We start from the raw sequence: 25,425 nt of genomic DNA, 5'->3' as shown, positions 1-25,425 counted from the left end.
CTCGGTGGCTGGGACCAATGGCTGGAAACGGCGGATCGGCAGGGTGCGATTGACACGCACATAGCCGCCTCGGCGCACGGTAAAAATCGCGCGGAAAAGCGCATGACCTACCCGATTTGTCAAGGTGAAACGGCGCAATCGGACTGTGCATTGGCGGGTTTTCACCACGACGGCCAGACAAATTCGATGTAGGAGTCAGGATACTGTTTCTCGCATCCGGCATGTCATGCATTCGCTCCGCCCACTCATTCCGCTTCTGACCACCGCTGGCGTGCTGCTGGCGGGCAACGGACTTCAAGGCACGCTGATCTCGCTGCGCGGCTCGATCGAGGGGTTTTCGCCCACCGTCATCGGGCTTGCGGGCGCCGGGTATTATTTCGGTTTCATCATCGGGTGCTGGATGACGCCCTGGCTGCTGAGAACCTCCGGCCACATTCGCGCCTTTGCCGCCATGGCCGCAGTTGCGGCCTGCGCTTCGCTTGCCATGGTGATGGTGATCGATCCGTTTTTCTGGTTCCTGATGCGGATGGTTACGGGCATCTGCTTTGCCTCGATGTTTGCCAATGTCGAAAGCTGGATCAACTCGCAGACCACCAACACCAACAGGGCCAGGACACTGGCAATCTACCGGTTTGTCGATCTGGGTGCGGTAACGCTGTCGCAATACATGCTGCCGGTGTTCGGAATCGGCGGCTTCGAGATTTTCGCGGTGATGACCATGCTCATCATCCTGTCGATCGTGCCGGTTTCACTTGCCGACCGGTCGAACCCGGCCCCGCCTGCCCCGTTTTCCTTCAGTCCCAAACGGTTATGGCTGGTGTCGCCGCTGGCCTCGGCAGGCGCTATCACGGTGGGGCTGACGACAGCCTCATTCCGCTCGGTGGGGCCGCTTTATGCCGAAAGCCTCGGATTGCAGGTCTCCGACATCGCCTCGTTCATGAGCGCCGGCATCATCGGCGGCATCATGCTGCAATATCCGCTGGGCTACCTCTCCGACAGCATCGGCCGCCGCTCGGTGCTGTTGATGGCCACCAGCGGCTCCACCCTTTGCGGGCTGTTCATGGTGCTTTTCGCCGGCGGCAGTGTTGCCCTGAACCTGATCGGCATCTTCCTGTGGGGCGCATTCACCATGCCGCTGTACTCGCTCTCGGCGGCACACGCCAACGACAAGGCCAATGCAGGCGAATATGTGCAGATTGCCTCCGGACTGATGTTCTTCTGGGCGATTGGCGCGTCGATCGGTCCGCTGCTGTCGGCGGTGCTGGTGGACTGGCTCGGCGCATCGGCGTTCTTCGCCTTCATCTGCGCCATGCACGGCGCCTTCGTCGTCTACACCCTGGTGCGGATCGTTCGCGGTTCTCCCGATGAACCCGAACGCGGCCGCTTTGCCGGATTGCTGCGCACCTCTCCGGTTTTTGCACGCATGGCGGCACAATCGGTCAACCGCCACGTTCCCCCGGACAATAAAGACGTGCCGGGGGGAGAAGACAAACCGGAAAATTCCCGCTAAATGCCAAGCATGGACATGATTACAACGACCGAGGCGCTTGCCGCCTTCTGCGCCCGCCTCGCCAAACACGACTTTGTCACCGTTGACACCGAGTTCCTGCGTGAGACCACTTACTGGCCCGAACTGTGCCTCATCCAGATGGCCGGTCCGGAGGACGAGGGAATCGTCGACCCTTTGGCCAAAGGCATTGATTTAAAACCGTTTTTTGATCTGATGGCGGAACCGTCAGTGATCAAGGTGTTCCATGCGGCACGCCAGGACATCGAAATCGTGGTGAAGCTCGGCGATCTTGTGCCGCATCCGATTTTCGACACCCAGGTCGCCGCCATGGTCTGCGGTTTTGGCGAATCGATCTCCTATGATCAGCTGGTCTCGCGGATCACCGGAGCGCCGATCGACAAGTCCTCGCGGTTCACCGACTGGAGCCGCCGGCCGCTGACCGACAAGCAGCTCGACTACGCGCTCGCCGATGTCACGCATCTGCGCGATGTCTATCTCGAGCTGGTCTCGCGCCTGGAAACCGAAGGCCGTGGCGACTGGGTGGCCGACGAGATGGCGGTGCTGGAAGCACGATCGACCTACGAGATCGAACCTGCGGACGCCTGGAAGCGGCTGAAGATGCGGGTGAAAAAACCGGCCGAACTCTGCGTGCTGCAGCATGTGGCGGCGTGGCGGGAGCGCGAGGCGAAATCCCGCAATGTGCCGCGCGGCCGGGTGATCAAGGACGATGCGATTTACGAGATCGCCCAGCAGCAGCCGAAGGATAGCGAGGCGCTGGGACGGCTCAGGACCATCCCGCGCGGCTGGGAACGTTCGCAACAGGGCGCCACGCTGGTCGAGATCGTCAACGAGGCGCTTGAAACGCCAAAGGACGAGATGCCGCGGCTGCCGCGCCAGAAGCAGACGCCGGAGGGAGCGCAAGCCTCAATCGAGCTGTTGCGGGTGTTGCTGAAACTGACCGTGGAAAAGGAAAACGTCGCGGCCAAGATCATTGCCAATTCCGATGACCTTGAAGCCATCGCCGTTGATGGCGAAGCGGCCGACGTGCCGGCACTCAAGGGCTGGCGCCGGGACCTGTTCGGCGAGCGGGCGCTCAAGCTGATCCGCGGCGAACTGGCGCTGAGATTTGCCAACAAGAAGGTCGAAGCGGTCGAACTCTAGAGTTAGAGTTCGACGCTCACTGCCTATCTATACAGATCGGCGCGGGTCGGCGGCAGGCCGGCCGGTCCGCGTTGCACCTTGGTTGTCACCGTCTGGTAGAGCCGAACTGTGTTGCGCTCGAACGCGATCGAGCAACCGCCGAGATAGACCAGCCAGAGCCTTGACTTGACCTCGCCGACTTCAGCCACAGCAGCGTCGTAATTGGCCAGCAGCCGGTCATGCCAGAGCCTGCAAGTGCGCTGGTAGTGCTCGCGCCAGTTCTCCACATCATGGACCTCGAAACCGTGCTGCTCGAGCATGGTCACGGTGTTGCCGATGTGGTCGAGTTCGCCGCCCGGGAAGATGTATTTGGTCAGAAGCGCGAACTCCTTGTTCTTCTTGCGGAAGGTCTTGGCGTCCTTTTTCGCTGGCCGGGTGATGGCGTGATGCAGGTAGATGCCGCCCGGTTTCAGCACCCGGGCGACGGTCGCGTAATAGGTCGGGTAATTGTCGATGCCGATATGCTCGTGCATGCCGATCGAGGTTATCTTGTCGAACTGGCCTTCAACCTTTGCGTAATCGAGCAGCTCGAACCGGACGCGATCGGACAGTCCCAGAGCATCCGCCTTTGCACGGGCATACTCGACCTGTTCTTCAGACAAGCTCACGCCGGTGACGTGAACGCCGTAATTGGCCGCGGCATAGAGCGCCAGTGATCCCCAGCCAAAGCCGATATCGAGCATCGTCTCGCCGGATCTCAATCGAAGCTTGCGGCAGATCATCTCCAGCTTGTCGCATTGCATCTGGTGGATGTCATTGTCCCAGTCGGTGCAATAGCCGCAGGTGTAGACCATCTGGTCGTCGAGGAAGAGTTTGTAGAACGCGTTGGAGACATCGTAGTGATAGGCGATGTTCTTCCGGTTTTCCTCGGCATTGCCGTCGGAAGGTTTCTCGTCGGGCTGATCGCTCAGCGGCCAGGGCCCGCCCTTGTCAACGAACAGGAACTTGCGCGCATTGTTGAGCAGCAGAAACTTGCTGAGCTGCTTGCGAATTTCGCGTGTGCGCACTTTCGGACGCCGCGCCACGAGATCGAACATGTCGCCATTTTCAAAATCGATGCGTTTGGAAACCCAGAGATTGAGCAGTGTTTCCGGATTTGGCGACCGCATCAACGCGGCAACCAGGCCTTCGTCGGCCAACCGGATCGCAAAGGCGCCGGGAGCAAGGTCGTCAGGTACGGTGGATCCATCCCAGAGCCTGAACCCGATATCGAGTTTCAGGATCTCACGGGCGTGGGCGAGGAGTTTGCGAAAACTTTTCAGCCGGCTGTTTGCACTCACTACTTTATCTCCAGCAATTTGGCCCTCAAGGGGCCGGTCTTGAAAAATGCCGGGCGCGGCATATTTTCAGAAACAACAGCGTCCACTGACAGCAACAGCCTAGCATGGCGAGGGCGTCAGGCCAGCACCGAAAACCGCGGCGGCGGCACTCGTCAGAGACCACGTGTCGGAAAAATTTCGTGTGGTGGCTCTTGCAAAGGAAAACGGACGCACCATATTGAGGTCAACAAAGAAATTTGTCTCCAGCCTGACCACGGATGTACTGGCAGGTTTGTTGAGGCAAGTCAGGAAGGTCGGTGCGAATTTCGCCCGGCCTTTTTCTTTGTGGAATCCTAATGTTTGTCATTTAGAAGCGCCGTGACTGGTCAGAGCCCTGTCTCACCGGCCATCGCCGCACTCTGTCAATGACCCGAGGACACCAGGATCCCATGGCCCTATTCCAGCAAGACAGCGCAACCCGGACGCCCCGGCAGCGCAAGCTCTACGCGATCTACGAACTGACCTACACCATCGTTGACGCGGCGGCGGCCCTGTTCTTCCTGGTCGGCTCTGTGCTGTTTTTCTACCAGTCACAGCAAGACCCGGCGATCTGGCTGTTTGTCATTGGCTCGGCCTGCTTTGCGTTGAAGCCGGTGCTGCGTGTGGTCCGCGAATTTCACCTGCTCGCAATCGGCGACATCGATGACCTGGCCGCGCGCTACGAATAGCGGCCGGTTCAGCCGATCCTGAAACCCAGCCGCTTGCCAGTCAGCTTGGCGAGCTGTTGCAGACGGCCATTGAGCCGTTCGCCGACGAAGGCGTCGCAGGATTGCGGCACCTTGAGGACGATGTCGACATCGCCGTCGGAAGCCGCGGCAGGCACGAATTCAAGTTGCGGCACCATGCCGGGCATGGAAGCCGAGAACAGGTAGACTACCCGCAACATGCCGCCGAGCAACTTGGCGTAATCGAGATATTTCGGACCGGCAATCGCCGCCAGTTCGGAAGACACGCCATCATCATTGAGGCCTTCGAAACGGAAATAATTGGCCAGCGCGATATAGGCGCGGCCGGCGTGGCTGATCCCGGTAAAGGTCCCGTGGGCGATGATGTTGAGCGCCTGCGGTCCGCGGTAGTCGGGATGCGCCCGCCAGGAGATATCCGCGAGCAGACAGGCGGCCTGGCGATACCGGGCTTCCTCTTCGCTCTCGTTGACGCCGAACACCGGGAACATGCGGCCGGTCCAGGCGGCAAGCTCGCGGGCGTGTTCGGGTGAACGGGCACGCAGGATTGCAAGTTCCCCTGCGGCCGTCAGCAGCGGGTCGCGGGCGGCTTCGGCGGCTCCTAGCAGGGAGTAGAGATAGCCCTCGCGCACGCCCAGCGCGGAGAAACTGACCCGCGCCGCCTTCATGGCAATCAGCGTTTCCTGCAGCGCCACCGCGCCATAGGGCAGCAGGCCGCGGCGGTTTCTGGAGATCGCCTTGATCGCGCTGATCCGCGACTGCTTCATCGCCGCGACTTCGCCGAGAAACTCGATCGCGGGCTTTGCGTCGATCTCGTAGGCCTGCATCATGTGCAGCGGGTAGCCGGTGATCTCCATGTGCAGCTTGGCGATGTTCCGCCAGGTGCCGCCAACCGCGTAGAAGGTGCGCCCTGCCCCACCGGGAAGCACACGCGATAGCTTCAGCGACCGCTTGGCAATGCTGCGCGCCTTTGAAATCGAATTGCCGGACATTTCGGCCAGTCTCAACCCGCCCAGCGGCAGGGTCTGGCCGCCGGAATGGACATTGCCTTTGACATCGACAAGTTCAAGCGAGCCGCCGCCCAGATCGCCGGCGATGCCATCGGGCTTGTAATAACCGGCAATCACGCCGAGGGCCGAAAACCGGGCTTCTTCCTCGCCGGTGAGAACCCGGACATTGCAGCCTAGAATGGATTCGGCGGCGTCAATAAAGCTCGCGCCGTTTTCGGCTTCCCGCGCCGCGGCGGTTGCCAGCACATGCATCTCGGAGGCGCGGGCCTGTTCGGAAAGCGCCCGGAACCGCCTGAGCGCGGCAAGGGCGCGCTCGATGCCGAGCTCGTCCATCCTGCCGGTCGCGACAAGTCCCTTGCCGAGGCCGCACAGGACCTTTTCGTTGAACAGCACGGACGGCGCCCGGTTGAGCCCCTCGTAGATGACAAGGCGCACGGAGTTGGAACCGATATCGATGACGGAAACAGGATGTATACCCGGCAGCCGGCCTTGCGCTTCCGATTCCACCATGTCCAGGGCGCTCTTCGGTTAGGGCGACGCGTTCCACATATGCAGAGCGAGACCAGGGTCAACAAATTCAGCGCCGTTATATATGGCATTAGCGAGAACTGAAACCCGGCAAAAACACTTCAGGCACAGTTGTCCCGCAAGAATTGTCACGGTTGTTGTCGTGAAACGAAGCCGAAATCACTGAAGGCCCGGCCAGTTTTCCGGCCGGCAAGCACGAGACAAGCCCAAAATTCAGCGTGTGCTGCGCGACGCCCGGGCCAGGCGGTCGGCGATCAGTTTGGGAGCGTTCGATTTCAACGCTTCTCCCCTGCCCGACAGGCTCGGATTGGTCATGAAATAGACCTGCGCATTGAAGGGTTCCTCGTCAGGGCCCGGCTCCACCCGGCGCGATGTTCCATCCGGCAGGATCTCGTAGCTCTGCTGGTTGTCAATCATGTTGCCCAGCATGATCTGCGAAAGCACCTGCTCGTGCACGGTCTTGTTGACCATCGGCACCAGGGTTTCAACCCGGCGATCGAGATTTCGCGGCATCAGGTCGGCCGAGCCGATATAGACCAGTGCCTCGGAGGACGGCAGTCCATGGCCGTTGCCGAAGCAATAGATCCGGCTGTGCTCAAGGAACCGTCCGACAATCGACTTGACGTGGATATGCTCGGAAAGGCCGGGAACCTGCGGCCTCAGGCAACAGATGCCGCGGACCACCAGATCGATCTCGACGCCGGCCTGGCTGGCGCGGTAGAGGGCATCGATGATCTCGGGATCGACCAGCGAGTTCATTTTCATCCAGACCGCGGCCGGACGCCCCGCCTTGGCGTGGGAGATTTCGGCATCGATGTTCTCGAGAATCCTGGTGCGCAGATTGAGCGGCGAGACCGCGAGTTTGACGAGCCCTTCGGGTTCTCCGTAACCGGTGATGAAATTGAAGACATGGGCCATGTCGCGGGCAATCACCGGATCACAGGTAAAATAGGACAGATCGGTGTAAATCTTGGCGGTGATCGGGTGATAGTTGCCGGTGCCCAGATGGCAGTAGGATACCAGCTTGCCCTCCTCGCGGCGGACGATCAACGACATCTTGGAGTGGGTCTTGAGTTCGATGAACCCGAAAACAACCTGCACACCGGCACGCTCGAGATCGCGGGCCCAGCGGATGTTGGCCTCCTCGTCAAAGCGGGCCTTGAGTTCGACCAGAGCCGTGACCGATTTTCCGGCCTCCGCCGCATCGATCAGCGCGCGGACGATAGGACTGTCGTTGGAGGTGCGGTAGAGCGTCTGCTTGATCGCCAGCACATCAGGATCGCGCGCGGCCTGGAACAGGAACTGGACCACCGCGTCGAAGGATTCATAGGGGTGGTGAACGATCAGATCCTTTTCGCGGATCGCGGCGAACGTATCGCCGACATGCTCGCGGATGCGCTCGGGAAAACGGGCATTGTAGGGCTCGAACTTGAGATCGTCGCGCGGCGCCTTGGTGATCTCCGACAGCGTGTTGAGCGCCAGCAGGCCCGGCAGCACCGCGACCCGGTCTTCCGGAACGTTGGTTTCGTGAACCACGAATTCGCGCAGGCTCTGGGGAAGTTCCGAATCGAATTCGATGCGGATCACCGAGCCACGGCGGCGGCGCTTGAGCGCGCTTTCAAACAGACGGACCAGATCCTCTGCCTCTTCCTCGACCTCGATGTCGGAATCGCGAATGATCCGGAAGGTGCCGGATCCGCGGACCTCGTAGCCGGGGTAGAGTGAGCTGATGAAAAGGCTGACCACGTCTTCAAGCGTGATGTAGCGGATGGCACCGTCGAGATCGGGCAATCGCACGAAGCGGTCAAGCGCCACCGGCAGACGGATCAGCGCGGTCATTGGCTCGTTTGCCGCCTTCGAGGCCAGCTGCAGGCAGATGGAAAAACCAAGGTTCGGAATGAACGGGAACGGATGGGCCGGGTCGATTGACAGCGGCGTCAGCACCGGAAAAATCGACTGCAGGAATTCATCCTCGAGCCAGGCCATGTCACCTTCCACCAGAACGGAAGGACGAACGATGTAGATGTTCTCGGCGGCCAGGTTCTGCTGCAGAATGGCGAGCGAGGCCTGCTGCTCGAGTTGCAGACCGTCGATTTCCTCGAGGATCTGGTCAAGCTGTTCGTTCGGCGACAGCCCGTCAGGCGAGCGGTTGGTAATGCCTTCGCGCACCTGGCCTTCAAGGCCGGCAACGCGGACCATGAAAAACTCGTCCAGATTGGCAGCAGAGATCGACAGGAACCGCACCCGCTCAAGCAGCGGGTGGGCGACGTTGAGGGTCTCTTCAAGCACCCGGCGATTGAACTGGAGCCAGGAGAACTCCCGGTTGATGAAGCGTTTCGGACTGGTCAGCAGGTCCTCTTGCGAAAGATCCGACAGGGTCGGATCAATCCGCAGTTCACTCGCACCCGCACCCTCGATTTCGACCATCATGCACTCCAACGCTCCGGTTATGGAATCCACCGTCTATAGCACAAGAACGAAGGAACTATGACACTTCGGTGTCGTTCACTCCGCTGTCCATTTCAGCCAGCACCTCGGCTGCCAGGGCCCGGGTGATTTTCGATCCGCGCGCCAGCGCCAGCTGGTCAAGCCGGGTGACGACAGTGCGGGCTGCGGCGAGCGAACGCTCCATACGCGCAACCAGCCAGGCAATGATCCTATCATCAACCACGACCTGTCGGTCGGCGAACAGCTTGACCATCACCTTGGCCAGCAGTTCCTCATCCGGCTCGGCGATCTCGACCACCGTCGCCGCCTTCAGGCGGGAGGCCAGATCCGGCAAGGTGACATGCCAGCCGGCGGGCCACAGCCGGCTGGTGATCAACACCGCGCTGCCATGTTCGCGGACCGCATTGATGAGATGAAACAAAGCGGTCTGGTCAAATCCGGTGTGATCGATGTCCTCAATCAGCACCGGGCCTTGAGCGGCGATCTCGAGCACCATCGGGTCAGGCTTGTCGATTGCCACCTTGGTGGCGCCGACGCGGTTGGCCCAGATGGTGGCAAGATGGGATTTCCCCGACCCCGTTGGGCCGGCGAGGATGACCACTGGCGAGGGCCAGTCGGGCCAGCGGTCGACAATCGCCACAGCCGCATTCAAACGGTCGGAAACGATCAGGTCGTCCCGGCCGGTCGCCGGGTCATGGTCAAATTCGAGCGGCAATTGCCGTGTGACAGGCGGTTTGGACATCACTCAATCACTCACCAGCAGGGTCGTCAGCGGACCCGCCGGACAAGGGAAGCTGCCGCTGGGTGCCGTGATAAAGATCACTTTCGAGGTAACGGGAAATGGCAAAACGCACCAATACCCCGACCGAGGCGGCAGCTGGCACCGCGATCAACATGCCGACGAAACCGAACAGGGCACCGAAGGCAAACAGGGCGAACATCAGCCAGACCGGATGCAGTCCGACCGACTTGCCGACCAGCCGCGGCTGCAGGATGTTGCCTTCGAAAAACTGGCCGACCGCGAAGACGGCGATCACAGCGCCGATCATCACGAAATCCGGCCAGAACTGGACCACCGCGACAATCAGGGCCAGCACCAGGCCGACCAGCGAGCCGACATAGGGAATGAAACTGATCAGACCGGCAAACAGGCCGATCAGGAGGCCGAAGTTCAGCCCGACGACCGACAGTCCGATGGCATAGATCAGGCCGAGGATGATGCAGACACTGCCCTGCCCGCGAACGAAGCCGGCTATGGTGGCGTCGATCTGCCTGGCCAGATGACGGACAGTGTCGACATGATCACGCGGTATCCAATCGTCAATCTTCTCGACCATGTTGTCCCAGTCGAGCAGCAGATAGAAGGCAACGACCGGGGTCACCACGAACAGGGCGGCGATATCGAGAAGCGCCATGCCGGAATTCCAGATCTGCTTGAAGATGGTGCCGACCAGACCGGCGCCCTCCTTCAGAAGTGCGGCGAAGCTCTCCTTGATCTGGCCAAGCTGCTCGCTGACCCAGTCCGGCAGAAGGTTTGATTCCGACATCAGAAGCGACTGCAGCTGGGTGATGTAGCCCGGAATCCGGCCGCCCAGATCCGCGGCCTGCGTCACCAGGATGGGAATCACGACGATCAGCGAGATCGCGAACAGCGCGATGAACGTGGCGAGAATGGCAAGCGTGGCCATCAACCGGGAAAAGCCGCGGCGTTCGAACCAGTCGGCCACGGGATCGAGGAAATAGGCCAGCGCCATGCCGGCGATAAAGGGCAGCAGGATGGAGCGGAACACCATCAGGAATGCGATGACCACAGCCAGAGCCAGCAGCCAGAAGAATATCTGCCGGCGAAGCGCCGCCCGGTCTATGTGAGTGGTCATGATCACCTCGCTTGCGGACCCGCTGCGGCCGGCCTTTTCGCGTCCCTTATCAATCGGCTTTTTCCACGCCGGCCATGTGCCTGAGCCAGGTGACGAGATAGGCGCTGGCCGAAGCGATGGTCAAGCCTGCCACCGCATAGATCATCCATCCGATGAGGCCGTCAAGCGGGGCAAGCCCGGCCAGATCGGCCAGCACCAGAACCAGCAGGATGATCTGGAACAGCGTGTTGGCCTTGGAGATCAGCAAGGGCCGCATTTCGACCGGTCTTTGCATCAGGCTGGAGAGGACAACAGCGCCGACAATCAACGCATCGCGTGAAACGGCAAAGATCACCAGCCAGCCAGGCAACACGCCCAGCCATCCAAGCACGACGAACACACTGGCCAGCAACAGCTTGTCGGCCACCGGATCGAGCCAGGCCCCAAGCTCGGAACGCTGATTGAAATTGCGGGCGATGAAGCCGTCCAGCCCATCGGAGACGCCGGCCAGCAGGAACAGCACGAAAGCGGTCAGCATCTCGCCATTGATCATCGCAAGAATGATCAACGGAACCATGATGAACCGGGCAACCGTGATGAAATTGGGCAGCGTCATGAGCAACAATCAATCCTGATCGGTTTTGATATGGCGATTGGATAGCGCTTTTCCAATGATTTGGAGAAGGAATAGCACAGCCAAGTGCAGTTTTCCCGGCGTTTGTCGCGCAGCAGCCCTTGGTCCGGCTTGCGGAATTGCCCGCAAAATGCCATCCCCCCGGCATAAGTAACTCCTTTGAAACCCAGAGAGGGGAAGCCACGATGGCGGATCGGAAAAACGGCCTCACCTATGCTCAGGCAGGTGTCGACATCGATGCCGGCAATGAGATGGTCAACCGCATCAAGCCACTGGTACGCTCGACGCGGCGACCCGGTGCGGATGGCGAGATCGGCGGTTTCGGCGGCCTGTTCGACCTGAAGGCCGCGGGCTTTACCGACCCGGTGCTGGTGGCGGCCAATGACGGCGTCGGCACCAAGCTGAAAGTCGCCATCGAAGCCGGCATCCACGACACCGTCGGCATCGACCTGGTTGCCATGTGCGTCAACGATCTGGTTGTCCAGGGCGCGGAGCCATTGTTCTTTCTCGACTACTTTGCCACCGGCAAGCTCGATCCCGACCAGGGAGCCGCGATTGTCTCAGGCATCGCGCAAGGCTGCCTGCAGGCCGGGTGTGCGCTGATCGGCGGCGAAACCGCGGAAATGCCCGGCATGTACCGCGAAGGCGATTACGATCTCGCAGGCTTTGCCGTCGGCGCTGCCGAACGCGGCCAGTTGCTGCCTTCGGGCACGCTGTCTGAAGGCGATGTGGTTCTGGGGCTTGCCTCTTCCGGGGTGCATTCGAATGGCTATTCGCTGGTGCGCCGCATCGTCGAGCTGAGCGGGCTGGACTATGATGCCCCTGCCCCGTTCGACGCGTCCCGCAGCCTTGGCGCAGCGCTGCTTGAGCCAACCCGGATCTACGTCAAGTCGCTGCTTGCGGCGATCCGCGAAACCGGTGCGATCCAGGCGCTGGCCCACATCACCGGCGGCGGTTTTCCCGAAAACCTGCCACGGGTCCTGCCCGAAGGGCTTGCCGCGGAGATCGATCTGGGCACCATCAAACCGCCGGCGGTATTTTCCTGGCTGGCCAAGACCGGCGGCGTCGCGGCGGAAGAAATGCTGCGCACCTTCAATTGCGGCGTCGGCATGATCGCTGTTGCCCCGGAGGCGGAGGCCGATCGCGTTGCAGCCGCGCTTGAAGCTCAGGGTGAAAGCGTCATCCGGCTTGGGCGGCTGACAAAACGCACCGACAACGGACCGGGCGTTATCTACAAGGGAACGCTGGCGCTGTGACCGACACTCCGAAAGTCCCGGTTGCGGTTCTGATTTCCGGCCGGGGATCAAACATGGGCGCGCTGATCGCAGCCTCGTTGCATGGAGATTTTCCGGCAAAGATCGTTTCGGTGATTTCGGACAAGCCGAATGCCAAAGGCCTCGAACATGCCCGCGAATTCGGCATTGAGGCGCTGGCGGTTCCGCGCAGCGATTATGACAGCAAGGCCGCGCACGAGGCCGCCGTGAGCGCGGCGATCGATGCATCAGGAGCCCGGATCATCGCTCTTGCGGGCTACATGCGGCTGTTGTCGGGCGATTTTGTCCGCCGCTATGCGGGCCGGATGATCAACATTCACCCGTCGCTGCTTCCTGCCTTTCCGGGACTTGCGACCCATGAGCGGGCGATTGCCGCCGGGTGCCGGGTGCATGGCTGCACGGTCCATTTCGTCACCGAAGGCATGGACGAAGGCCCGATCATCGAACAGGCGGCGGTGCGCGTTGAACGTGACGATACGCCCGACACACTTGCCGCCCGGGTACTTGAAGCCGAGCACCGGATCTATCCCGAGGCACTTGCCATGCTGGCGCGCGGCGAAGTGCGGATGGGCGGAGACGGACGGGCCCAGTTCAGCGGCTGAGACGGCGCGCTGCAAACCAGACAATGAGTGATAGTTTGACTGCGGACAGGCTGCGGCCTGTATCGGCACCAGACAGGTTGGGTCTGCTCTTGTGACATCGGGCACAGGCGGGCATTATCGGCGTTTGCAAGGTTTTGTTATTGCAAAGGGAGACGCCATGCCTTCACTTTACGGACTGCTCGACAAAGCCATCAAGAAAGGCCGGTTGACCATGACCGACGCCAAGGGCGCGGTGCATGTATTCGGCGGCAAGGAACCGGGCCCGGAGGCCGCGATCCGCTTCACCAGCAAGACGGCCGAGTGGAAGATCTTCCTCAATCCCGAACTCAAAGCGGCTGAAGCCTATATGGATGGCGACCTGGTGATGGAGAGCGGCAGCATCCATGATTTGATCATGGTGTTTTACGCCAACAAACGCCATTTCGACCTGACCCCGAGCCAGATTTTCTGGCGCGGGCTGTCACGCAAGGTCCGCCGGTTTCAACAGAACAATGTGCTCTCAAGGTCACGTGCCAACGTCAAGGCGCACTACGATATCGGCGAAGATCTCTACAAGCTGTTTCTTGATCGGGACATGCAGTATTCCTGCGCCTATTTCCCCGATGGCACGGAGACAATCGACCAGGCTCAAACGCTCAAGAAGCGGCACATCGCGGCCAAGCTCAACCTCAAGGACGGCCAGAAGGTACTCGATATCGGCTGTGGCTGGGGCGGAATGGCCCTGTATCTCGCCCATGTGGCCGATGTCGAAGTTCTCGGCGTCACCTTGTCGGAACGGCAACTGGCGGTCGCCCGCCGCCGTGCGGAGATTCTCGGCGTCAGCGACCGGGTGCGCTTCGAGCTGATAGATTACCGCGAAGTGACCGAGACATTCGACCGGGTGGTTTCTGTCGGCATGCTCGAGCATGTCGGCGCGCCCTACCTGCCATCCTACTTCCTCAATGTGCGCGACCGGCTCGGTCCCGACGGGCTGGCGCTGATCCACTCGATCTCGACCAAGTCACCGCCAGGTGTGACGGGTCCATTCCTGCGCAAGTACATTTTCCCTGGGGGCTATTCGCCGTCACTGTCGGAGGCAGTCGCCGCCATCGAGCCGACCGGGCTGTGGCTGCTGGACTGCGAGATCTGGCGCTGCCATTACGGCTATACATTGCAGCACTGGCGCGCAAAATTCCTCGCCAACCGGGAGGCGGCGGTCAAGATCATGGGCGAGCGCTTCTGCCGGATGTGGGAGCTCTACCTGTCGATTGCCGAATGCGTGTTCCTGCAGGGTGCGAGCAATGTCTTCCAGCTGCAGCTCGGCCGCGAGCGGGATGGCGTGCCGATCACGCGGGACTATATCGCCGAGGAAGAGACCCGCATTGCAGAGCGCGAGACCGGGTTCCTCGAACGTGTTGTCGCCAGCGCAGCCCAGGCGCTTGACGAGGCGTGAGCGGGTCGTGGTTTCCTGCGGACACTGGAGCGTTTCCCGGTACGGGGAGCAAAGCAAGGCATCCGCCTTTGAAGCCGGCTCAACTCGCGTCCATTCGATGTGATTTCAGTCGCTGTTCCAGCAAGCGCAAGGCCTCGTCCGGACAGGAGCAGAACGCATCCTGTGTCTTGTCCAGGGTTTCGTCGCCGCAATATTCCATGATTGCCGCTTGCAGGGTCACTTCACCGCTGAGAACACGGTCTTCCAGCTCGGTCACATCGAGCTGAGCGGCAAACACCAGACCGGACACACAGACACCCGAGCAGGCCAGGGCCGAGATGAGCTTCATTTCGATGTGGCCATTATCGTCCTCATGGCCTTTTCCGCCATGTATGTCAGCCCGCCGCGGCTCAGGCTGTTGAAGTAGACAAGGCTGGTGAAGGGATTGCGGTTGTAGGGCGTGACATTGTTGTCGAGGTCTACCTCGATGACGAGCCGCGCGCCCGGAAGGGCCCCGCCCTGCATGACATGAAGCAGGCCCATCTTCGGATGCGGACAAATTTCGTAAGGTGTTCCGTCCGAGGCGACGATGTCAAAATGCGTATGGCCGCCTTTGACATGATTGGATGCGTAGCCACGGGTTTTCTGCAAATGCGCCGCCCGCTCAAGCACCGTGGCGACATCGTACTGTCCAGCACTCGCGGGGACACCAAACATTAGCGTTGACATCACGATGCCGCAAACAAGTTTCCGCGTCATAGGCCATCACCACCGCAAGAGGAATCTCAACTGATAATTGTGAATTATGCCACACCAAGGCCTGGATGCAACCATACGTGCAGGAATGCCCATGCAGCGCGCCGGGCTGGCATGCGTACCTGGAAACCGCCCGGGCGCAGCGTTTGCCATGATCGGCACCGGTGGATAGGCCATTTGGGCTTAGGAGCGTCTATCCGAGACAGGATTTCAGCCGTCCGGCAATCGACGCAAAACTGCCGCCAGCCGGTACGAAGTTGGCCCGGGTGACGGCAGCGGTTTTCAGCAGGCAATACCTGCCTGATCAGGCGAGCTCGGGGGTGATCTTGAGCGTGCCGGAGGTCGCATGCGAGTAAGGGCAGACCTTGTGGCCGCCGGCGATCAGGTCTTCGGCAACTGCCTTGTCGATGCCCGGCAGATCGACCTTGATCTTGACGTCGAGGCCAAAGCCCATGTCTTCGCGCGGGCCGATGCCGACGGTGACGGTCACGGTCGCATCATCGGGCACCTTCACATTTTTCTGGCCGGCGTAGAATTTCAACGCACCAAGGAAACATGCCGCATAGCCGGTGGCAAACAGCTGTTCCGGGTTCACGCCGCCGCCGGGACCGCCCATTTCGGTTGGAACGGCGAGATTGACATCCACTGCCCCGTCATGGGTTTTCGAATGACCATCCCGGCCGCCAGTGGCGGTGGCGGACGCGCTGTAGACAATCTTTGTCGGCATGATGTTAATTCCTTCGTTTGCGATTTAATCGTGTGCGATATATGTTGCCACTTGCGCACAACTGTCAAGCGCTTGCGATTGGCTCGCGCGCGAAATAATGTCCGCCTGCAACGGAGTTTTCACAATGAATGAACAGCCCAAGGCCATGGGCCGCGACATGGCGGTGGAGGAGATGCTCTGCTTTGACCTCTATTCCACCCACCACGCTGTCGGCCAGGTCTACAAGCCGCTGCTCGCGCCGCTCGGGCTGACCTATCCGCAATACCTCGTGATGTTGATCTTGTGGGAGGGCGACAGGTTGACCGTGGGGGCAATCAGCCAGCGGATGCATCTGGAATCCTCAACGTTAACGCCACTGATCAAGCGACTGGAGACCCAAGGTCTTGTCACGCGCAAGCGTGACAGAGCCGATGAACGCAAGGTTCGAGTGACGTTGACCGAAACCGGCGCCGGGATGCATCAGGCAGCAAAGCACATTCCCGACTGTATCATGGAAGCCTTCGGATTGCCGCTTGCCGACCTCGTCAAGCTGCATGCCGTGCTGGGCACCGTTCGCGCCGCGCTGCTGAAGCAGCCAATCGAACCACAAAGCTAAATCGTTCCATCTCAATCAAGTCTATCTCCCTTACCTGCTGGTTTCGGGTGCCTAAATCGGGTGGCTGGCCCTCTCCCTTCTGCCTAAGCATCAGCTCTCGCAACACAGGAGAGCACAATGCGACTTGAGGGAAAAACCATCATCATCACCGGCGCCAGCAGCGGGATCGGCGCGGCGGCAGCCGAACTTTTTGCCGCTGAAGGCGCCAATCTCGTGCTTGGCGCACGCCGGGAGACCGAACTGGCATTGATCGCCGGCAAGATCGGCGAAACCGGCCGCAAGGCGAAATGGCTGGCCGGTGACATCGCCGACGGCAATTATCACAAGGCGCTCGTTGATCTCGCAATCTCCGAATTCGGCGGACTTGATGGCGCCTTCAACAATGCCGGAACCACCGGCGAAATGGGCCCAATCCCGGACATGTCACCTGAAAACTGGGAGATGGTGATTGCCACCAACCTGACCGGCGGATTTCATGCAGCTCGGCATCAGATCCCGGCGGTGAAATTGCGCGGTGGTGGTTCGATTGTTTTCACCTCATCTTTTGTCGGTCACGCTATCGGCCTCCCGGGCATGGGCGCCTATGCCGCCTCAAAGGCCGGGCTGATCGGCCTTGTCCAGGTACTCGCTGCCGAACATGGTGCCGAAGGCATTCGCGCCAACGCGCTGCTTCCCGGCGGCACAAAGACCGCGATGGCGGGCGATGATCCCGCGTTTCATGACTGGGTGAAAGGATTGCATGCGCTCAAGCGGATGGCTGAGCCTGAAGAAATCGCCCGCGCTGCACTGTTTCTGGTGTCCGACGACTCATCGTTTGTGACCGGCAGTGCACTGATGGCTGACGGAGGCAATTCAATCAACAAGACCTGATCCAACGGCCTGCCGGTGTCATGCCGGCAGGCCGTTGACACTCAAAAAGCATCAGATTCGTCGCACCCACACCCGTGTGTCGTGAAATGCGGCGCCACCATAGGGGGCACAGGAATCAGCACCCGTGAGCGTGTTGATCCCCTCGCCGCCTTCGAAAGCGGAATTGGGCCACAGGCCTTCATGGATGACGACCCCGCGGCGCTGGCCCGAATCGAGTTTGGCAGGCATGGCCAGATCGCCGCGAGTATTGCCAAGCCGCACTTTGTCGCCATCGGCAATCCCGAGCTTGGCTGCATCATCGGGATGGATCAGCAGTTCGGGCCGCTTTTCCTTGGCTTTTGAAGACGCGGTTTCGGCGAAGGTGGAGTTGAGGAACGAACGTGCCGGCGATGTTGCCAGCCGGAACGGATGGTCGGCATCGGCGGTCTCGATCAGCTCGACATGGTCCGGGAATTCGGGCAACTGCTCTACAGGCCCCTGCGGACCCATGCGCCTGGGCGGCTTGTTGGCGGCCGGGGTGCCGGTCCAGTCAGGCCGGAAGCGATATTTGCCGTCCTTGTGGCCAAAACCGGTGAGAAAATGTGCGGTTTCGAAGTCGACCTGCACATCGGCCCATTTGTCAGCCTTAAAGCTGTCGAAATCGCCCAAGCCACGCTTTTTGAGCATGATGTCGATGTGTTCACGTTCAGTCAGGCCGAAGCCTTCGCGATCACTCACGCCCAGACGCTTTGCCAGTTGCTCGATCACATAATGATTGGGTTTCGGGCCTTCGGGCGGTTCGACCAGTTTCGGCCCAAGAGTGATGTGCTGGTTACCGCCACCGCGATAGATGTCGTCGTGTTCGAGAAACATCGTGGCAGGCAAAACAACGTCTGCATATTTCGCCGTGTCAGTCATGAACTGCTCATGGACGGCGACGAAAAGATCCTCGCGCTTGAAGCCTTCGATGACCTTGCGCTGTTCCGGCGTGACATTGGCGGGATTGGTGTTCTGGATCAACATGGCTGTCACCGGCGGGCCGCCATTGAGCGCTTCGGCCTCTCCGGTCAGCACCTGGCCGATCCTGGATTGATCGAGCCAGCGCAATCCCGGATCGGAATATTTGCGGCCCTCGAGCAAAGATTTGTCGAGCTTGAAAAGATCCGAGTTGGAATGAAACGCACCGCCGCCTTCATACTGAAAGCTGCCGGTGACAATAGCGAGCGACAGCGCCGCATGCATGTTGACGGCACCATTGCGCTGACGGGTAAAGCCGTAACCGAGCCGGAAAAATGTGCGCTTGGTGGTGCCGACCAGACGCGCAAAGGCTTCGATCTCGGCCACCGGCACACCACAAATGGCTTCCGCCCATTCGGGTGTGCGGCTCTGCAGATGTGATTCAAGACCCGCCGGGTCGTCACTGTATTTGTTGAGATAATCGCGATCGGCCAGGCCGTCGCGAAACAGCACATGCATCACCGCACAGGCAAAGGCCCCGTCGGTTCCCGGCTTCAGCAGGATCTTGATGTCGGCTTGCTTCATCGTCGGCGTGTCATAAACGTCAACGACGACGATCCTGGCGCCGCGCTGCTTGCGGGCGCGGATGGCGTGGGTCATGACATTGACCTGGGTGGCGACCGCATTTGTGCCCCAGATCACCACGCAATCGGATTTTGCCATCTCGCGCGGATCAGGTCCGCGCAGCGCGCCGGCGCCCATGGCAAACCCGGTCCAGGCCAGGTTGGTGCAAAAACTGTCGAACTGGTTGGAATAGCGCTTGGCGTGGCGCAACCGGTGGATGCCGTCGCGCTGCACCAGCCCCATGGTGCCTGCATAGAAGTTCAGCCACACCGTTTCGGAGCCGAATTTTGCCTCCGCCCGGTCAAAGTTTTCGGCAATGTGATCGAGAGCGGCAGTGAAACTGGCTTCCTTCCACTGCCCTTCGCCCTTGGCGCCCGAGCGGATCAATGGCTTCATGAGCCGGTCCGGATGATTGAGGCGCTCGGAATAGCGCGCCACCTTGGCGCAGATCACGCCCGCGGTGTAGCTGTTTGCCGCATCGCCGCGCACCCGGCCGATGCGGTTTCCCGCAAGCAGCTCGACCTCCAGCGCACAGGTTGACGGACAGTCATGCGGGCATGCGGAATGGCCGATGGCCGTTACTGCGCCGGAATCGCCTAGGGCGGAATCAATGGGGGTCGCGTCGTTCATGCTTTCTCTATAAGAGAATTCACGACGCCGCGCCACGCCACACCGTGCTGCATCAGATCAATTCAGGGACACATAACGTCAGACGATGAATTACCGTCACAGCTATCACGCGGGCAATTTCGCCGATGTGCTCAAGCACGCGGTGCTGGCCCAGATCATCACCTATCTCAAGCGCAAGGATCAGGCGTTCCGGGTGATCGACACCCATGCGGGTATCGGAACCTATGACCTGTCCTCGAACGAGGCGCAGAAAACCGGTGAATGGCGCGATGGCGTCGGCCGGTTGAGCGATGCGGAGCTGTCGGCGGAACTCAGGGCCTTTCTGGCGCCGTGGCTGGAAGCCGTCGAGACACTCAATCCGGATGGTGGCATCCGTCACTACCCCGGTTCCCCGAAGCTCTCCCGGCTGCTGATGCGCAAGCAGGACCGGCTGACGGCAATCGAGCTGCATCCGGATGATGCCGCCCGGCTCAGAAGTGCGTTTGAAGGGGATTTCCAGGTTCGCGTGATCGAACTCGATGGCTGGCTGTCGCTCGGCGCGCATCTTCCCCCGAAGGAAAAGCGTGGCCTGGTGCTGGTCGACCCGCCGTTCGAGGCAGACGGTGAATATGACCGGATGATCGACGGGCTGGCGCGTGCCACGCGGCGGTTTCCGGGCGGCACCTACATGTTGTGGCACCCGATCAAGGCGGACAGTCCGCTGGCAGCCTTCGACAAGAAGCTGATAGCGCTCGGCAGGCCGCGCACGCTTACGGTGCGGATGCTGGCGCGGGACAACACCACCGCGCCGGGGCTCAATGGCTCGGGGCTGGTGATCATCAATCCGCCATTTACGCTTGAGGCGGAACTGAAAGCCGTGCTGCCGGAACTCGCTACCCTGCTGGCGCAGGGTCCGGGTGCGGCAGCCGAGATACGGATGCTGGTTGGAGAGAGCTGAACCCGTTCCGGCTTGCCCAAGTGTGGTGGCACACTTTATACCGTGACTCGCATCCTGTTTGGAGGACCTGTCATGACCATGAAAAGCCTGATTATCGCATTCGCTGCAACGCTTGGTTTCTCGCTTTCGAGTTTTGCAAGTCCTGCCCTGGCCTTCAGTGGCGGAAACTTCCCGGCTTGCGATGCACCGCAGGTACTCAGATACATCCAGAAGCGGTTTGTCTGGACCGATCATCACGTTCTCAAGCGTGGCCTTGCCATCGAGAGCATTGAGCGCGCGCACCGGAATCGCTTCGGCGACGGCTATCAGGTCGCAAGCATTCCAAGGCTTTACTGCCACGGGACAGCCCACATGAATGATGGCCACAAGCGCACGATCTGGTGGCTCATCGAAGGCGGCATGGGATTTGCCGGCCTGGGAGACAATGTCGAGTTCTGCATCTCCGGGCTGGATCCGTTCAAGGTTCACGGCGCCTGGTGCAGGTCGGTTCGCTGACCGGGCGATGATAAAGGCCAATCTGCTCAGGATCCTGCTGGCCTTGCCGGTGCTGGCGCTTGCTGCTGCCTGCTCGGATGATGCTGCACCGCCGGCCCAGGCCGATACAAGCGTATCTGCGGCAAAAACCAGCGATGCGCCGTTGGGATCCGGGTTCGATTTCTATGTCCTGGCCTTGTCCTGGTCGCCCGCCTATTGCCTGGTCGAAGGCGATCGCGCCAACCGGCAGCAATGCGCCGAGGACCGCGACCTTGGCTTTGTCGTGCACGGGCTTTGGCCGCAATTTGAATCGGGCTATCCGGAATTCTGCCCGTCACGCGAACCCGACCGGGTGCCTTCCAGCCTGGGCCGCGACTATCTCGACATCGTGCCGACGATGGGGCTGATCGGTCACCAGTGGCGCAAGCACGGGTCGTGCTCGGGGCTTTCCCAGGCCAACTACCTGAAGGCGCTGCGGGCGGCACGGGCACGGGTCAAGGTGCCCGAAGAATTCGCGCTCGAAAACCTGCCGGCCGAGATCGACGCCCTGGAGGCCGAAGATGCCTTCATCGCCGCCAATCCGGGCATGAAACGCAACGCAATCGCCATCCAGTGCGAGCGCGGCCTCTTGCGCGAAGTGCGCATCTGCATGACACCATCACTTGAGTATCGCGCCTGTGGCGAGATTGACCGCACCGGCTGCAAGATCAAGGATCTCAATGTTCCCGAGCCGGGCTGAGTGCTGCAGGCCGTTTTTACGAAAAGAAGAGAACTCACGATGAAAATCCTCTATTCGCCTGCATCCCCCTATTCGGCCAAGGTTCGCATGGCGGCCAAATTCGCCGGTATCGATGCCGAAGCGGTGCTGACCGATACCAATGTGGCGCCGGCCGAACTGGTTGACAACAATCCGCTCGGCAAGATCCCGACACTGATCACCGATGAAGGCCAGGCCATCTACGACAGCCGCGCCATCATGCAGTTTCTCGACCGCTCCGGCGGCAAACGAATCTTTCCGCGCAATGCCGCCAAGCGGACGCAAGCCGAGGTCATGGAAGCCCTGTGCGACGGTATTTGCGATTGTCTGATTGCCATCATGTACGAGCGGCGGTTCCGTCCTGCGGAGATCGTCCACCAGGAATGGATCGACAAGCAGTGGACGAAGGCGACGCGCGCGCTTGATCATCTGGAAGCCAATTTGCCACGGATCACCAAAGTGCCGAACGGCGGGCACTTTGCAGCGGCGGCAATGCTTGGCTACCTGTCGCTGCGGTTTTCCGGACAGTGGGAACGCGGGCGGCCAAAGCTCAAGCGCTGGAGCGCCAAATTCGCGGCCAGCTTTCCCGAACTCGATGCCATGTTGCCAAAAGCGTGAGCGTGCGGCCTGACAAAGAGGTCGGGATTGCCCATGTCTTTGCCGCCGCGCGTTATTCGCTGGGTGGCGTCAGGCGTCTATGGGGCGAGACCGCATTCCGGCACGAGGTACTGGCCTTCGTGCTGATCACGGGTGTGTTTGCACTGGTGAGTGCGCCGCTGTGGGGATATGTCGGAGCCAGCTTGCTCTTCCTGCTGACGATATCGATCGAAGCCCTGAACACCGCGGTGGAGGAAATCACCGATCACGCTTCGCCGAACTACTCCGAAATGGCCAAGCATGCCAAGGACCTGGGATCGTTCGCGGTGTTCTGCCTGTTGCTGGCCAACGCGATCTGGGCAGGCTTCGTGCTCTGGACAAGCTGGCCGTTGATCGCCGGTTAAGTCCTCAGCCATTCCAGCAGGATGATGGTTCAGGCCTTTACAGATGCGACCCGCAACCGCTCCAGATCCTCAACCATGTCTTCGGCCAGCGCGGTCAGGTCCGCCTGCTCCATGCCGCGGTGCAATTCGAGCCTCAGCGCGTTGATGTTTGACTGGTAGCGCCTGGCCAAGCGCCTGGAATCAAGCTCTTGCGGAAGTTCGCCGATGGCCTTGGCGCGATCGAATGCGGCGGCAAAATCTGCCTGTATTTCCTCGATATAGTGATTGGCCCGATCGGCGATATCGGTATCCGTCGCCGTGGTATCGATCAGCGTCTTGACCAGCATGCAGGCCCTGCCCTGGTGGTCTTCCGAGCGCGACCGGACAAGTTGCAACAGGTACTCCGACAGCGCCGCAAGCGGCGACTCCGCACCTTGCATGTGCGAGGCAAAGCCTTTCCGGGACATTTCGAAATAGCGCTCGAGCGCTGCCAGGTAGAGGGCTTCCTTGCTTGAAAAGGCCGCATAGATGCTGCCCGGCTTCATGTGCAGCGCGGACTCAAGGTCCTTGAGCGAGGTGGCGTGATACCCCTTGATCCAAAACAGGTTCACGGCCGCATCCAGTGCGGTGTCTCGGTCATATGGTCGGGCGCGTTTCATGATGGCCCATAGATAGGCGAGATTTCCGGGTTTGTCTCGCAAGGCGTGCCGGACCTCGCCATCACGTTTGAGTGAACGCTCAAATCAATCATTGAGCGATCACTCAATGTGGCCATATACAGGCGACGTCCGCAACGGGACGCACATCCATTTCCCAGGAGACTGCCATGACCGACTTCCCAATCCACGACGAGACCACTGCTCCCGCAGAGAGCCAGGCGATGCTGGCTGAATCGAAGAAACAGAACGGCATGATCCCCGGACTGCATGGCACGATGGCGGAAGCCCCCGGTCTGCTGGCAGGTTACCGCTACGTACACGAGCAGTTCCTCAATTCCAGCTTTGACAAGGACGAACTGACGGTCGTCTGGCAGAGCGTCAATGTCGAACACGGCTGCCATTACTGCGTCCCGGCCCACACCGCCATCGCCAAGGGCATGAAGGTTGACGACGCGATCACCGATGCGCTGCGCAATGAAACAGCCTTGCCGAACGCCCGCCTGGAAGCACTGCGCGACTTTACGCTGAACGTTGTGCGCAACCGCGGCAATGTCGATGATGCAGCGGTCCAGGCATTTCTCGATGCCGGCTTCACCAAACGCCAGGTTCTCGAAGTGGTGCTCGGCGTCGCGCAGAAGGTGATGTCGAACTACACCAACCACCTTGCACAGACCCCGGTCGATGCACCGTTCCAGAAATTTGACTGGCAGAAGGCTGCCTGATCTGATTGCACGGGCCCGGGCAAGACCGGGCCCGTGCATTTCACCTCAACGCCAGTCAGAGGGATTTGAGCCATGAACCCAGCACCTGCCGCACCAAAACCGCTGATCGCCGACATCTGGCACTCGTTCCGGTCCCTGCCCGGCTGGGTGCAGATCTGGGTGGCCCTGATCCTGATGCCGGTGAACATGGCCAGCGCGGCCTTTACCCACGAGCCGGCGGGATTATGGATAGCGCTGCTGGCCAACGGCGCGATGGTTCTGAACCTGCCGGTGATGGTCCGCGAGCGCGGGTTTTCCAAGTTCATGGCCGTGCCGCACCTGATACCGTGGACGCTGCTTGTGGTGCTCATCGCGATCATCCAGCCACCGCTTGAGGGTCCGTTTGGCATCTATCTGTGGACGCTGTTTGCCGTCGACCTGGTCTCGCTGATCTTCGACTACCCTGATGCGGTCAAATGGTTCAGGGGCGAGCGGGACGTCGCAGGGCGATAGCGCGGCGATGAGACCAGCGCTGGTATTTTTCACTCCGCGCATTACCTGTGGCAAAAGCCATTGTTCAAACGTCAGACGATCGGAACCAAAATGACACAGACACATCAACCGCTGCGGATCGACATCATTTCGGATGTCGTCTGCCCATGGTGCATCGTCGGCTACAGCCAGCTCAAGCAGGCGCTGGACGCCACCGGCACCGCGCATGAAATTCACTGGCATCCGTTCGAACTCAACCCGGAAATGCCAGCCGAAGGCCAGAACCTCGGCGAGCACATCGCCGAGAAATACGGCAGCACGCGCGAGCAGTCGCTCGAAAACCGCGAACGGCTGGCCAAGCTGGGCGCAGGACTGGGCTTCGAATTCAACTTCACCGACGACATGCGCATGTACAACACGTTCAACACGCACCAGCTGATCCACTGGGCGGACACCCAGAATCTCGGCCATGAATTGAAACAGGCGATGTTTGCCGCCTACTTCACCGAGCAGCGGGACCTGTCGGACATTGATGTTCTGGCCGATATCGCCAGCAAGGTCGGGCTTGATGCGACAGAAGCGAAGGCCGTGCTGGAAGACCAGCGCTATGCAGAGGACGTGCGGAAGCTGGAAAGCTTCTGGGTGCAGCAGGGCATTCGCGGCGTGCCGGCAATTGTGTTCGAGGGCAAGCACCTCGTCACCGGCGCCCAGGGAACCGAAAACTACACCAGCATTCTCAAGCAGCTGACCGGCGCCGGCGCTGACGCCTGACGCCACTCCGGCTCTTCAGCGAGCCGCTCTGCCATAAATCA

At 60.6% G+C, this 25,425-nt stretch carries 27 protein-coding genes; 16 read left to right on the top strand and 11 right to left on the bottom strand.

Features of this window, described 5'->3' with window-relative positions:
• The first annotated feature begins 226 nt into the window (after positions 1-226).
• Complete coding sequence (locus WNY80_RS13280) at positions 227-1,510, top strand: MFS transporter (protein WP_342887857.1); 1,284 nt, start codon at positions 227-229, stop codon at positions 1,508-1,510.
• A gap of 15 nt (positions 1,511-1,525) precedes the next feature.
• A complete protein-coding gene (gene rnd / locus WNY80_RS13275; RefSeq protein WP_342888001.1) occupies positions 1,526-2,671 on the top strand; it encodes a ribonuclease D in 1,146 nt (381 codons plus the stop codon).
• Positions 2,672-2,694: 23 nt separating this feature from the next.
• Here the strand turns inward: rnd and WNY80_RS13270 are convergent, their stop codons facing one another.
• The gene (locus tag WNY80_RS13270; protein WP_342887856.1) at positions 2,695-3,990 is read right to left on the bottom strand and encodes a cyclopropane-fatty-acyl-phospholipid synthase family protein; all 1,296 of its coding nucleotides are present in this window, start codon (positions 3,988-3,990) and stop codon (positions 2,695-2,697) included.
• A gap of 428 nt (positions 3,991-4,418) precedes the next feature.
• Between WNY80_RS13270 and WNY80_RS13265 the strand changes: the two genes are divergently transcribed.
• A complete protein-coding gene (locus WNY80_RS13265; RefSeq protein WP_342887855.1) occupies positions 4,419-4,697 on the top strand; it encodes a YrhK family protein in 279 nt (92 codons plus the stop codon).
• An 8-nt stretch (positions 4,698-4,705) separates the two neighbouring features.
• Here WNY80_RS13265 and WNY80_RS13260 read toward each other — a convergent pair whose 3' ends face one another.
• The 5 genes from WNY80_RS13260 to WNY80_RS13240 all read right to left on the bottom strand — a co-directional run bounded on the left by WNY80_RS13260 (position 4,706) and on the right by WNY80_RS13240 (position 11,170).
• The gene (locus tag WNY80_RS13260; RefSeq protein ID WP_342887854.1) at positions 4,706-6,232 is read right to left on the bottom strand and encodes a Ppx/GppA phosphatase family protein; all 1,527 of its coding nucleotides are present in this window, start codon (positions 6,230-6,232) and stop codon (positions 4,706-4,708) included.
• A gap of 231 nt (positions 6,233-6,463) precedes the next feature.
• The gene (locus WNY80_RS13255; protein WP_342888000.1) at positions 6,464-8,677 is read right to left on the bottom strand and encodes an RNA degradosome polyphosphate kinase; all 2,214 of its coding nucleotides are present in this window, start codon (positions 8,675-8,677) and stop codon (positions 6,464-6,466) included.
• Positions 8,678-8,735: 58 nt separating this feature from the next.
• Complete coding sequence (gene hdaA, locus WNY80_RS13250) at positions 8,736-9,440, bottom strand: DnaA regulatory inactivator HdaA (protein ID WP_342887853.1); 705 nt, start codon at positions 9,438-9,440, stop codon at positions 8,736-8,738.
• 7 nt (positions 9,441-9,447) lie between these two features.
• On the bottom strand, positions 9,448-10,575 hold the full coding sequence (locus tag WNY80_RS13245) for an AI-2E family transporter (protein ID WP_342887852.1): 1,128 nt from the start codon (positions 10,573-10,575) through the stop codon (positions 9,448-9,450).
• A gap of 49 nt (positions 10,576-10,624) precedes the next feature.
• Entirely contained in the window at positions 10,625-11,170 is a 546-nt protein-coding gene (locus WNY80_RS13240; protein ID WP_342887851.1) for a CDP-alcohol phosphatidyltransferase family protein, read from the bottom strand.
• Positions 11,171-11,373: 203 nt separating this feature from the next.
• On the opposite strand from WNY80_RS13240, the gene purM reads away from it, so the two are divergent.
• From purM to WNY80_RS13225, 3 genes are all read left to right on the top strand, one after another.
• Positions 11,374-12,444: a phosphoribosylformylglycinamidine cyclo-ligase gene (purM, locus tag WNY80_RS13235; RefSeq protein ID WP_342887850.1), complete on the top strand. Its 1,071-nt coding sequence runs from the start codon at positions 11,374-11,376 to the stop codon at positions 12,442-12,444.
• Positions 12,441-13,064 carry a phosphoribosylglycinamide formyltransferase gene (purN, locus tag WNY80_RS13230; RefSeq protein WP_342887849.1) on the top strand — a complete coding sequence of 208 codons (624 nt, stop codon included), beginning with the start codon at positions 12,441-12,443 and terminating at the stop codon, positions 13,062-13,064. The genes purM and purN overlap by 4 nt, the downstream gene beginning before the upstream one ends.
• Before the next feature lie 157 nt (positions 13,065-13,221).
• Positions 13,222-14,496: a cyclopropane-fatty-acyl-phospholipid synthase family protein gene (locus WNY80_RS13225; RefSeq protein ID WP_342887848.1), complete on the top strand. Its 1,275-nt coding sequence runs from the start codon at positions 13,222-13,224 to the stop codon at positions 14,494-14,496.
• Positions 14,497-14,575: 79 nt separating this feature from the next.
• On the opposite strand, the gene WNY80_RS13220 is transcribed toward WNY80_RS13225, so the two are convergent.
• The 3 genes from WNY80_RS13220 to WNY80_RS13210 all read right to left on the bottom strand — a co-directional run bounded on the left by WNY80_RS13220 (position 14,576) and on the right by WNY80_RS13210 (position 15,958).
• Positions 14,576-14,824, bottom strand: coding sequence for a hypothetical protein (locus WNY80_RS13220; RefSeq protein WP_342887847.1), 249 nt, complete (start codon positions 14,822-14,824; stop codon positions 14,576-14,578).
• The gene (locus tag WNY80_RS13215; protein WP_342887846.1) at positions 14,821-15,234 is read right to left on the bottom strand and encodes a hypothetical protein; all 414 of its coding nucleotides are present in this window, start codon (positions 15,232-15,234) and stop codon (positions 14,821-14,823) included. Before WNY80_RS13215 ends, WNY80_RS13220 begins: the two co-directional genes overlap by 4 nt.
• Before the next feature lie 301 nt (positions 15,235-15,535).
• Positions 15,536-15,958 carry an organic hydroperoxide resistance protein gene (locus WNY80_RS13210; protein WP_342887845.1) on the bottom strand — a complete coding sequence of 141 codons (423 nt, stop codon included), beginning with the start codon at positions 15,956-15,958 and terminating at the stop codon, positions 15,536-15,538.
• 124 nt (positions 15,959-16,082) lie between these two features.
• Here WNY80_RS13210 and WNY80_RS13205 point away from each other — a divergent pair, with 124 nt between their 5' ends.
• Together WNY80_RS13205 and WNY80_RS13200 are read left to right on the top strand one after the other, a co-directional pair.
• Complete coding sequence (locus WNY80_RS13205; RefSeq protein ID WP_342887844.1) at positions 16,083-16,553, top strand: MarR family transcriptional regulator; 471 nt, start codon at positions 16,083-16,085, stop codon at positions 16,551-16,553.
• A gap of 117 nt (positions 16,554-16,670) precedes the next feature.
• Positions 16,671-17,423 (top strand): SDR family oxidoreductase, encoded by a 753-nt coding sequence (locus WNY80_RS13200; RefSeq protein ID WP_342887843.1) that lies wholly within the window; start codon positions 16,671-16,673, stop codon positions 17,421-17,423.
• A 51-nt stretch (positions 17,424-17,474) separates the two neighbouring features.
• On the opposite strand, the gene WNY80_RS13195 is transcribed toward WNY80_RS13200, so the two are convergent.
• On the bottom strand, positions 17,475-19,613 hold the full coding sequence (locus WNY80_RS13195; RefSeq protein ID WP_342887842.1) for a molybdopterin oxidoreductase family protein: 2,139 nt from the start codon (positions 19,611-19,613) through the stop codon (positions 17,475-17,477).
• A gap of 85 nt (positions 19,614-19,698) precedes the next feature.
• On the opposite strand from WNY80_RS13195, the gene rlmJ reads away from it, so the two are divergent.
• The 5 genes from rlmJ to WNY80_RS13170 all read left to right on the top strand — a co-directional run bounded on the left by rlmJ (position 19,699) and on the right by WNY80_RS13170 (position 22,782).
• On the top strand, positions 19,699-20,550 hold the full coding sequence (gene rlmJ, locus WNY80_RS13190) for a 23S rRNA (adenine(2030)-N(6))-methyltransferase RlmJ (RefSeq protein WP_342887841.1): 852 nt from the start codon (positions 19,699-19,701) through the stop codon (positions 20,548-20,550).
• 72 nt (positions 20,551-20,622) lie between these two features.
• Positions 20,623-21,045, top strand: coding sequence for a hypothetical protein (locus tag WNY80_RS13185; RefSeq protein ID WP_342887840.1), 423 nt, complete (start codon positions 20,623-20,625; stop codon positions 21,043-21,045).
• Between the two features lie 7 nt (positions 21,046-21,052).
• Complete coding sequence (locus tag WNY80_RS13180) at positions 21,053-21,763, top strand: ribonuclease (RefSeq protein WP_342887839.1); 711 nt, start codon at positions 21,053-21,055, stop codon at positions 21,761-21,763.
• A 39-nt stretch (positions 21,764-21,802) separates the two neighbouring features.
• Positions 21,803-22,399, top strand: coding sequence for a glutathione S-transferase (locus tag WNY80_RS13175; RefSeq protein WP_342887838.1), 597 nt, complete (start codon positions 21,803-21,805; stop codon positions 22,397-22,399).
• A gap of 2 nt (positions 22,400-22,401) precedes the next feature.
• Positions 22,402-22,782: a diacylglycerol kinase gene (locus WNY80_RS13170; RefSeq protein WP_342887837.1), complete on the top strand. Its 381-nt coding sequence runs from the start codon at positions 22,402-22,404 to the stop codon at positions 22,780-22,782.
• Between the two features lie 29 nt (positions 22,783-22,811).
• Here the strand turns inward: WNY80_RS13170 and WNY80_RS13165 are convergent, their stop codons facing one another.
• Positions 22,812-23,372, bottom strand: a complete 561-nt coding sequence (locus WNY80_RS13165; protein WP_342887836.1) for a helix-turn-helix domain-containing protein — start codon at positions 23,370-23,372, stop codon at positions 22,812-22,814.
• 215 nt (positions 23,373-23,587) lie between these two features.
• On the opposite strand from WNY80_RS13165, the gene WNY80_RS13160 reads away from it, so the two are divergent.
• The 3 genes from WNY80_RS13160 (at position 23,588) to WNY80_RS13150 (ending at position 25,384) form a co-directional block, all read left to right on the top strand.
• Positions 23,588-24,142, top strand: a complete 555-nt coding sequence (locus tag WNY80_RS13160) for a carboxymuconolactone decarboxylase family protein (RefSeq protein ID WP_342887835.1) — start codon at positions 23,588-23,590, stop codon at positions 24,140-24,142.
• 72 nt (positions 24,143-24,214) lie between these two features.
• Positions 24,215-24,634 (top strand): hypothetical protein, encoded by a 420-nt coding sequence (locus WNY80_RS13155; protein WP_342887834.1) that lies wholly within the window; start codon positions 24,215-24,217, stop codon positions 24,632-24,634.
• A 90-nt stretch (positions 24,635-24,724) separates the two neighbouring features.
• A complete protein-coding gene (locus WNY80_RS13150; RefSeq protein ID WP_342887833.1) occupies positions 24,725-25,384 on the top strand; it encodes a DsbA family oxidoreductase in 660 nt (219 codons plus the stop codon).
• Positions 25,385-25,425: the final 41 nt, after the last annotated feature.

This window comes from Hoeflea sp. AS16 (assembly GCF_038900095.1).
Lineage (GTDB): Bacteria > Pseudomonadota > Alphaproteobacteria > Rhizobiales > Rhizobiaceae > Hoeflea.
The sequence above is the reverse complement of the archived record's forward strand: the minus strand, read 5'-3'. Positions and strand labels throughout refer to the sequence as shown.

Bases quoted from the DNA above. Each gene is read 5' to 3' on its own strand.
- WNY80_RS13240 (WP_342887851.1), bottom strand. From the start codon at position 11,170: ATGACGCTGCCCAATTTCATCACGGTTGCCCGGTTCATCATGGTTCCG.
- WNY80_RS13155 (WP_342887834.1), top strand. From the start codon at position 24,215: ATGAACCCAGCACCTGCCGCACCAAAACCGCTGATCGCCGACATCTGG.
- WNY80_RS13225 (WP_342887848.1), top strand. From the start codon at position 13,222: ATGCCTTCACTTTACGGACTGCTCGACAAAGCCATCAAGAAAGGCCGG.
- WNY80_RS13265 (WP_342887855.1), top strand. From the start codon at position 4,419: ATGGCCCTATTCCAGCAAGACAGCGCAACCCGGACGCCCCGGCAGCGC.
- rlmJ (WP_342887841.1), top strand. From the start codon at position 19,699: ATGAATTACCGTCACAGCTATCACGCGGGCAATTTCGCCGATGTGCTC.
- hdaA (WP_342887853.1), bottom strand. From the start codon at position 9,440: ATGTCCAAACCGCCTGTCACACGGCAATTGCCGCTCGAATTTGACCAT.
- WNY80_RS13210 (WP_342887845.1), bottom strand. From the start codon at position 15,958: ATGCCGACAAAGATTGTCTACAGCGCGTCCGCCACCGCCACTGGCGGC.
- WNY80_RS13160 (WP_342887835.1), top strand. From the start codon at position 23,588: ATGACCGACTTCCCAATCCACGACGAGACCACTGCTCCCGCAGAGAGC.
- purM (WP_342887850.1), top strand. From the start codon at position 11,374: ATGGCGGATCGGAAAAACGGCCTCACCTATGCTCAGGCAGGTGTCGAC.
- WNY80_RS13180 (WP_342887839.1), top strand. From the start codon at position 21,053: ATGATAAAGGCCAATCTGCTCAGGATCCTGCTGGCCTTGCCGGTGCTG.
- WNY80_RS13150 (WP_342887833.1), top strand. From the start codon at position 24,725: ATGACACAGACACATCAACCGCTGCGGATCGACATCATTTCGGATGTC.
- WNY80_RS13280 (WP_342887857.1), top strand. From the start codon at position 227: ATGCATTCGCTCCGCCCACTCATTCCGCTTCTGACCACCGCTGGCGTG.
- rnd (WP_342888001.1), top strand. From the start codon at position 1,526: ATGATTACAACGACCGAGGCGCTTGCCGCCTTCTGCGCCCGCCTCGCC.
- WNY80_RS13200 (WP_342887843.1), top strand. From the start codon at position 16,671: ATGCGACTTGAGGGAAAAACCATCATCATCACCGGCGCCAGCAGCGGG.
- WNY80_RS13215 (WP_342887846.1), bottom strand. From the start codon at position 15,234: ATGACGCGGAAACTTGTTTGCGGCATCGTGATGTCAACGCTAATGTTT.
- WNY80_RS13185 (WP_342887840.1), top strand. From the start codon at position 20,623: ATGACCATGAAAAGCCTGATTATCGCATTCGCTGCAACGCTTGGTTTC.
- WNY80_RS13255 (WP_342888000.1), bottom strand. From the start codon at position 8,677: ATGGTCGAAATCGAGGGTGCGGGTGCGAGTGAACTGCGGATTGATCCG.
- WNY80_RS13260 (WP_342887854.1), bottom strand. From the start codon at position 6,232: ATGGTGGAATCGGAAGCGCAAGGCCGGCTGCCGGGTATACATCCTGTT.
- WNY80_RS13220 (WP_342887847.1), bottom strand. From the start codon at position 14,824: ATGAAGCTCATCTCGGCCCTGGCCTGCTCGGGTGTCTGTGTGTCCGGT.
- WNY80_RS13175 (WP_342887838.1), top strand. From the start codon at position 21,803: ATGAAAATCCTCTATTCGCCTGCATCCCCCTATTCGGCCAAGGTTCGC.
- WNY80_RS13205 (WP_342887844.1), top strand. From the start codon at position 16,083: ATGAATGAACAGCCCAAGGCCATGGGCCGCGACATGGCGGTGGAGGAG.
- WNY80_RS13195 (WP_342887842.1), bottom strand. From the start codon at position 19,613: ATGAACGACGCGACCCCCATTGATTCCGCCCTAGGCGATTCCGGCGCA.
- WNY80_RS13245 (WP_342887852.1), bottom strand. From the start codon at position 10,575: ATGACCACTCACATAGACCGGGCGGCGCTTCGCCGGCAGATATTCTTC.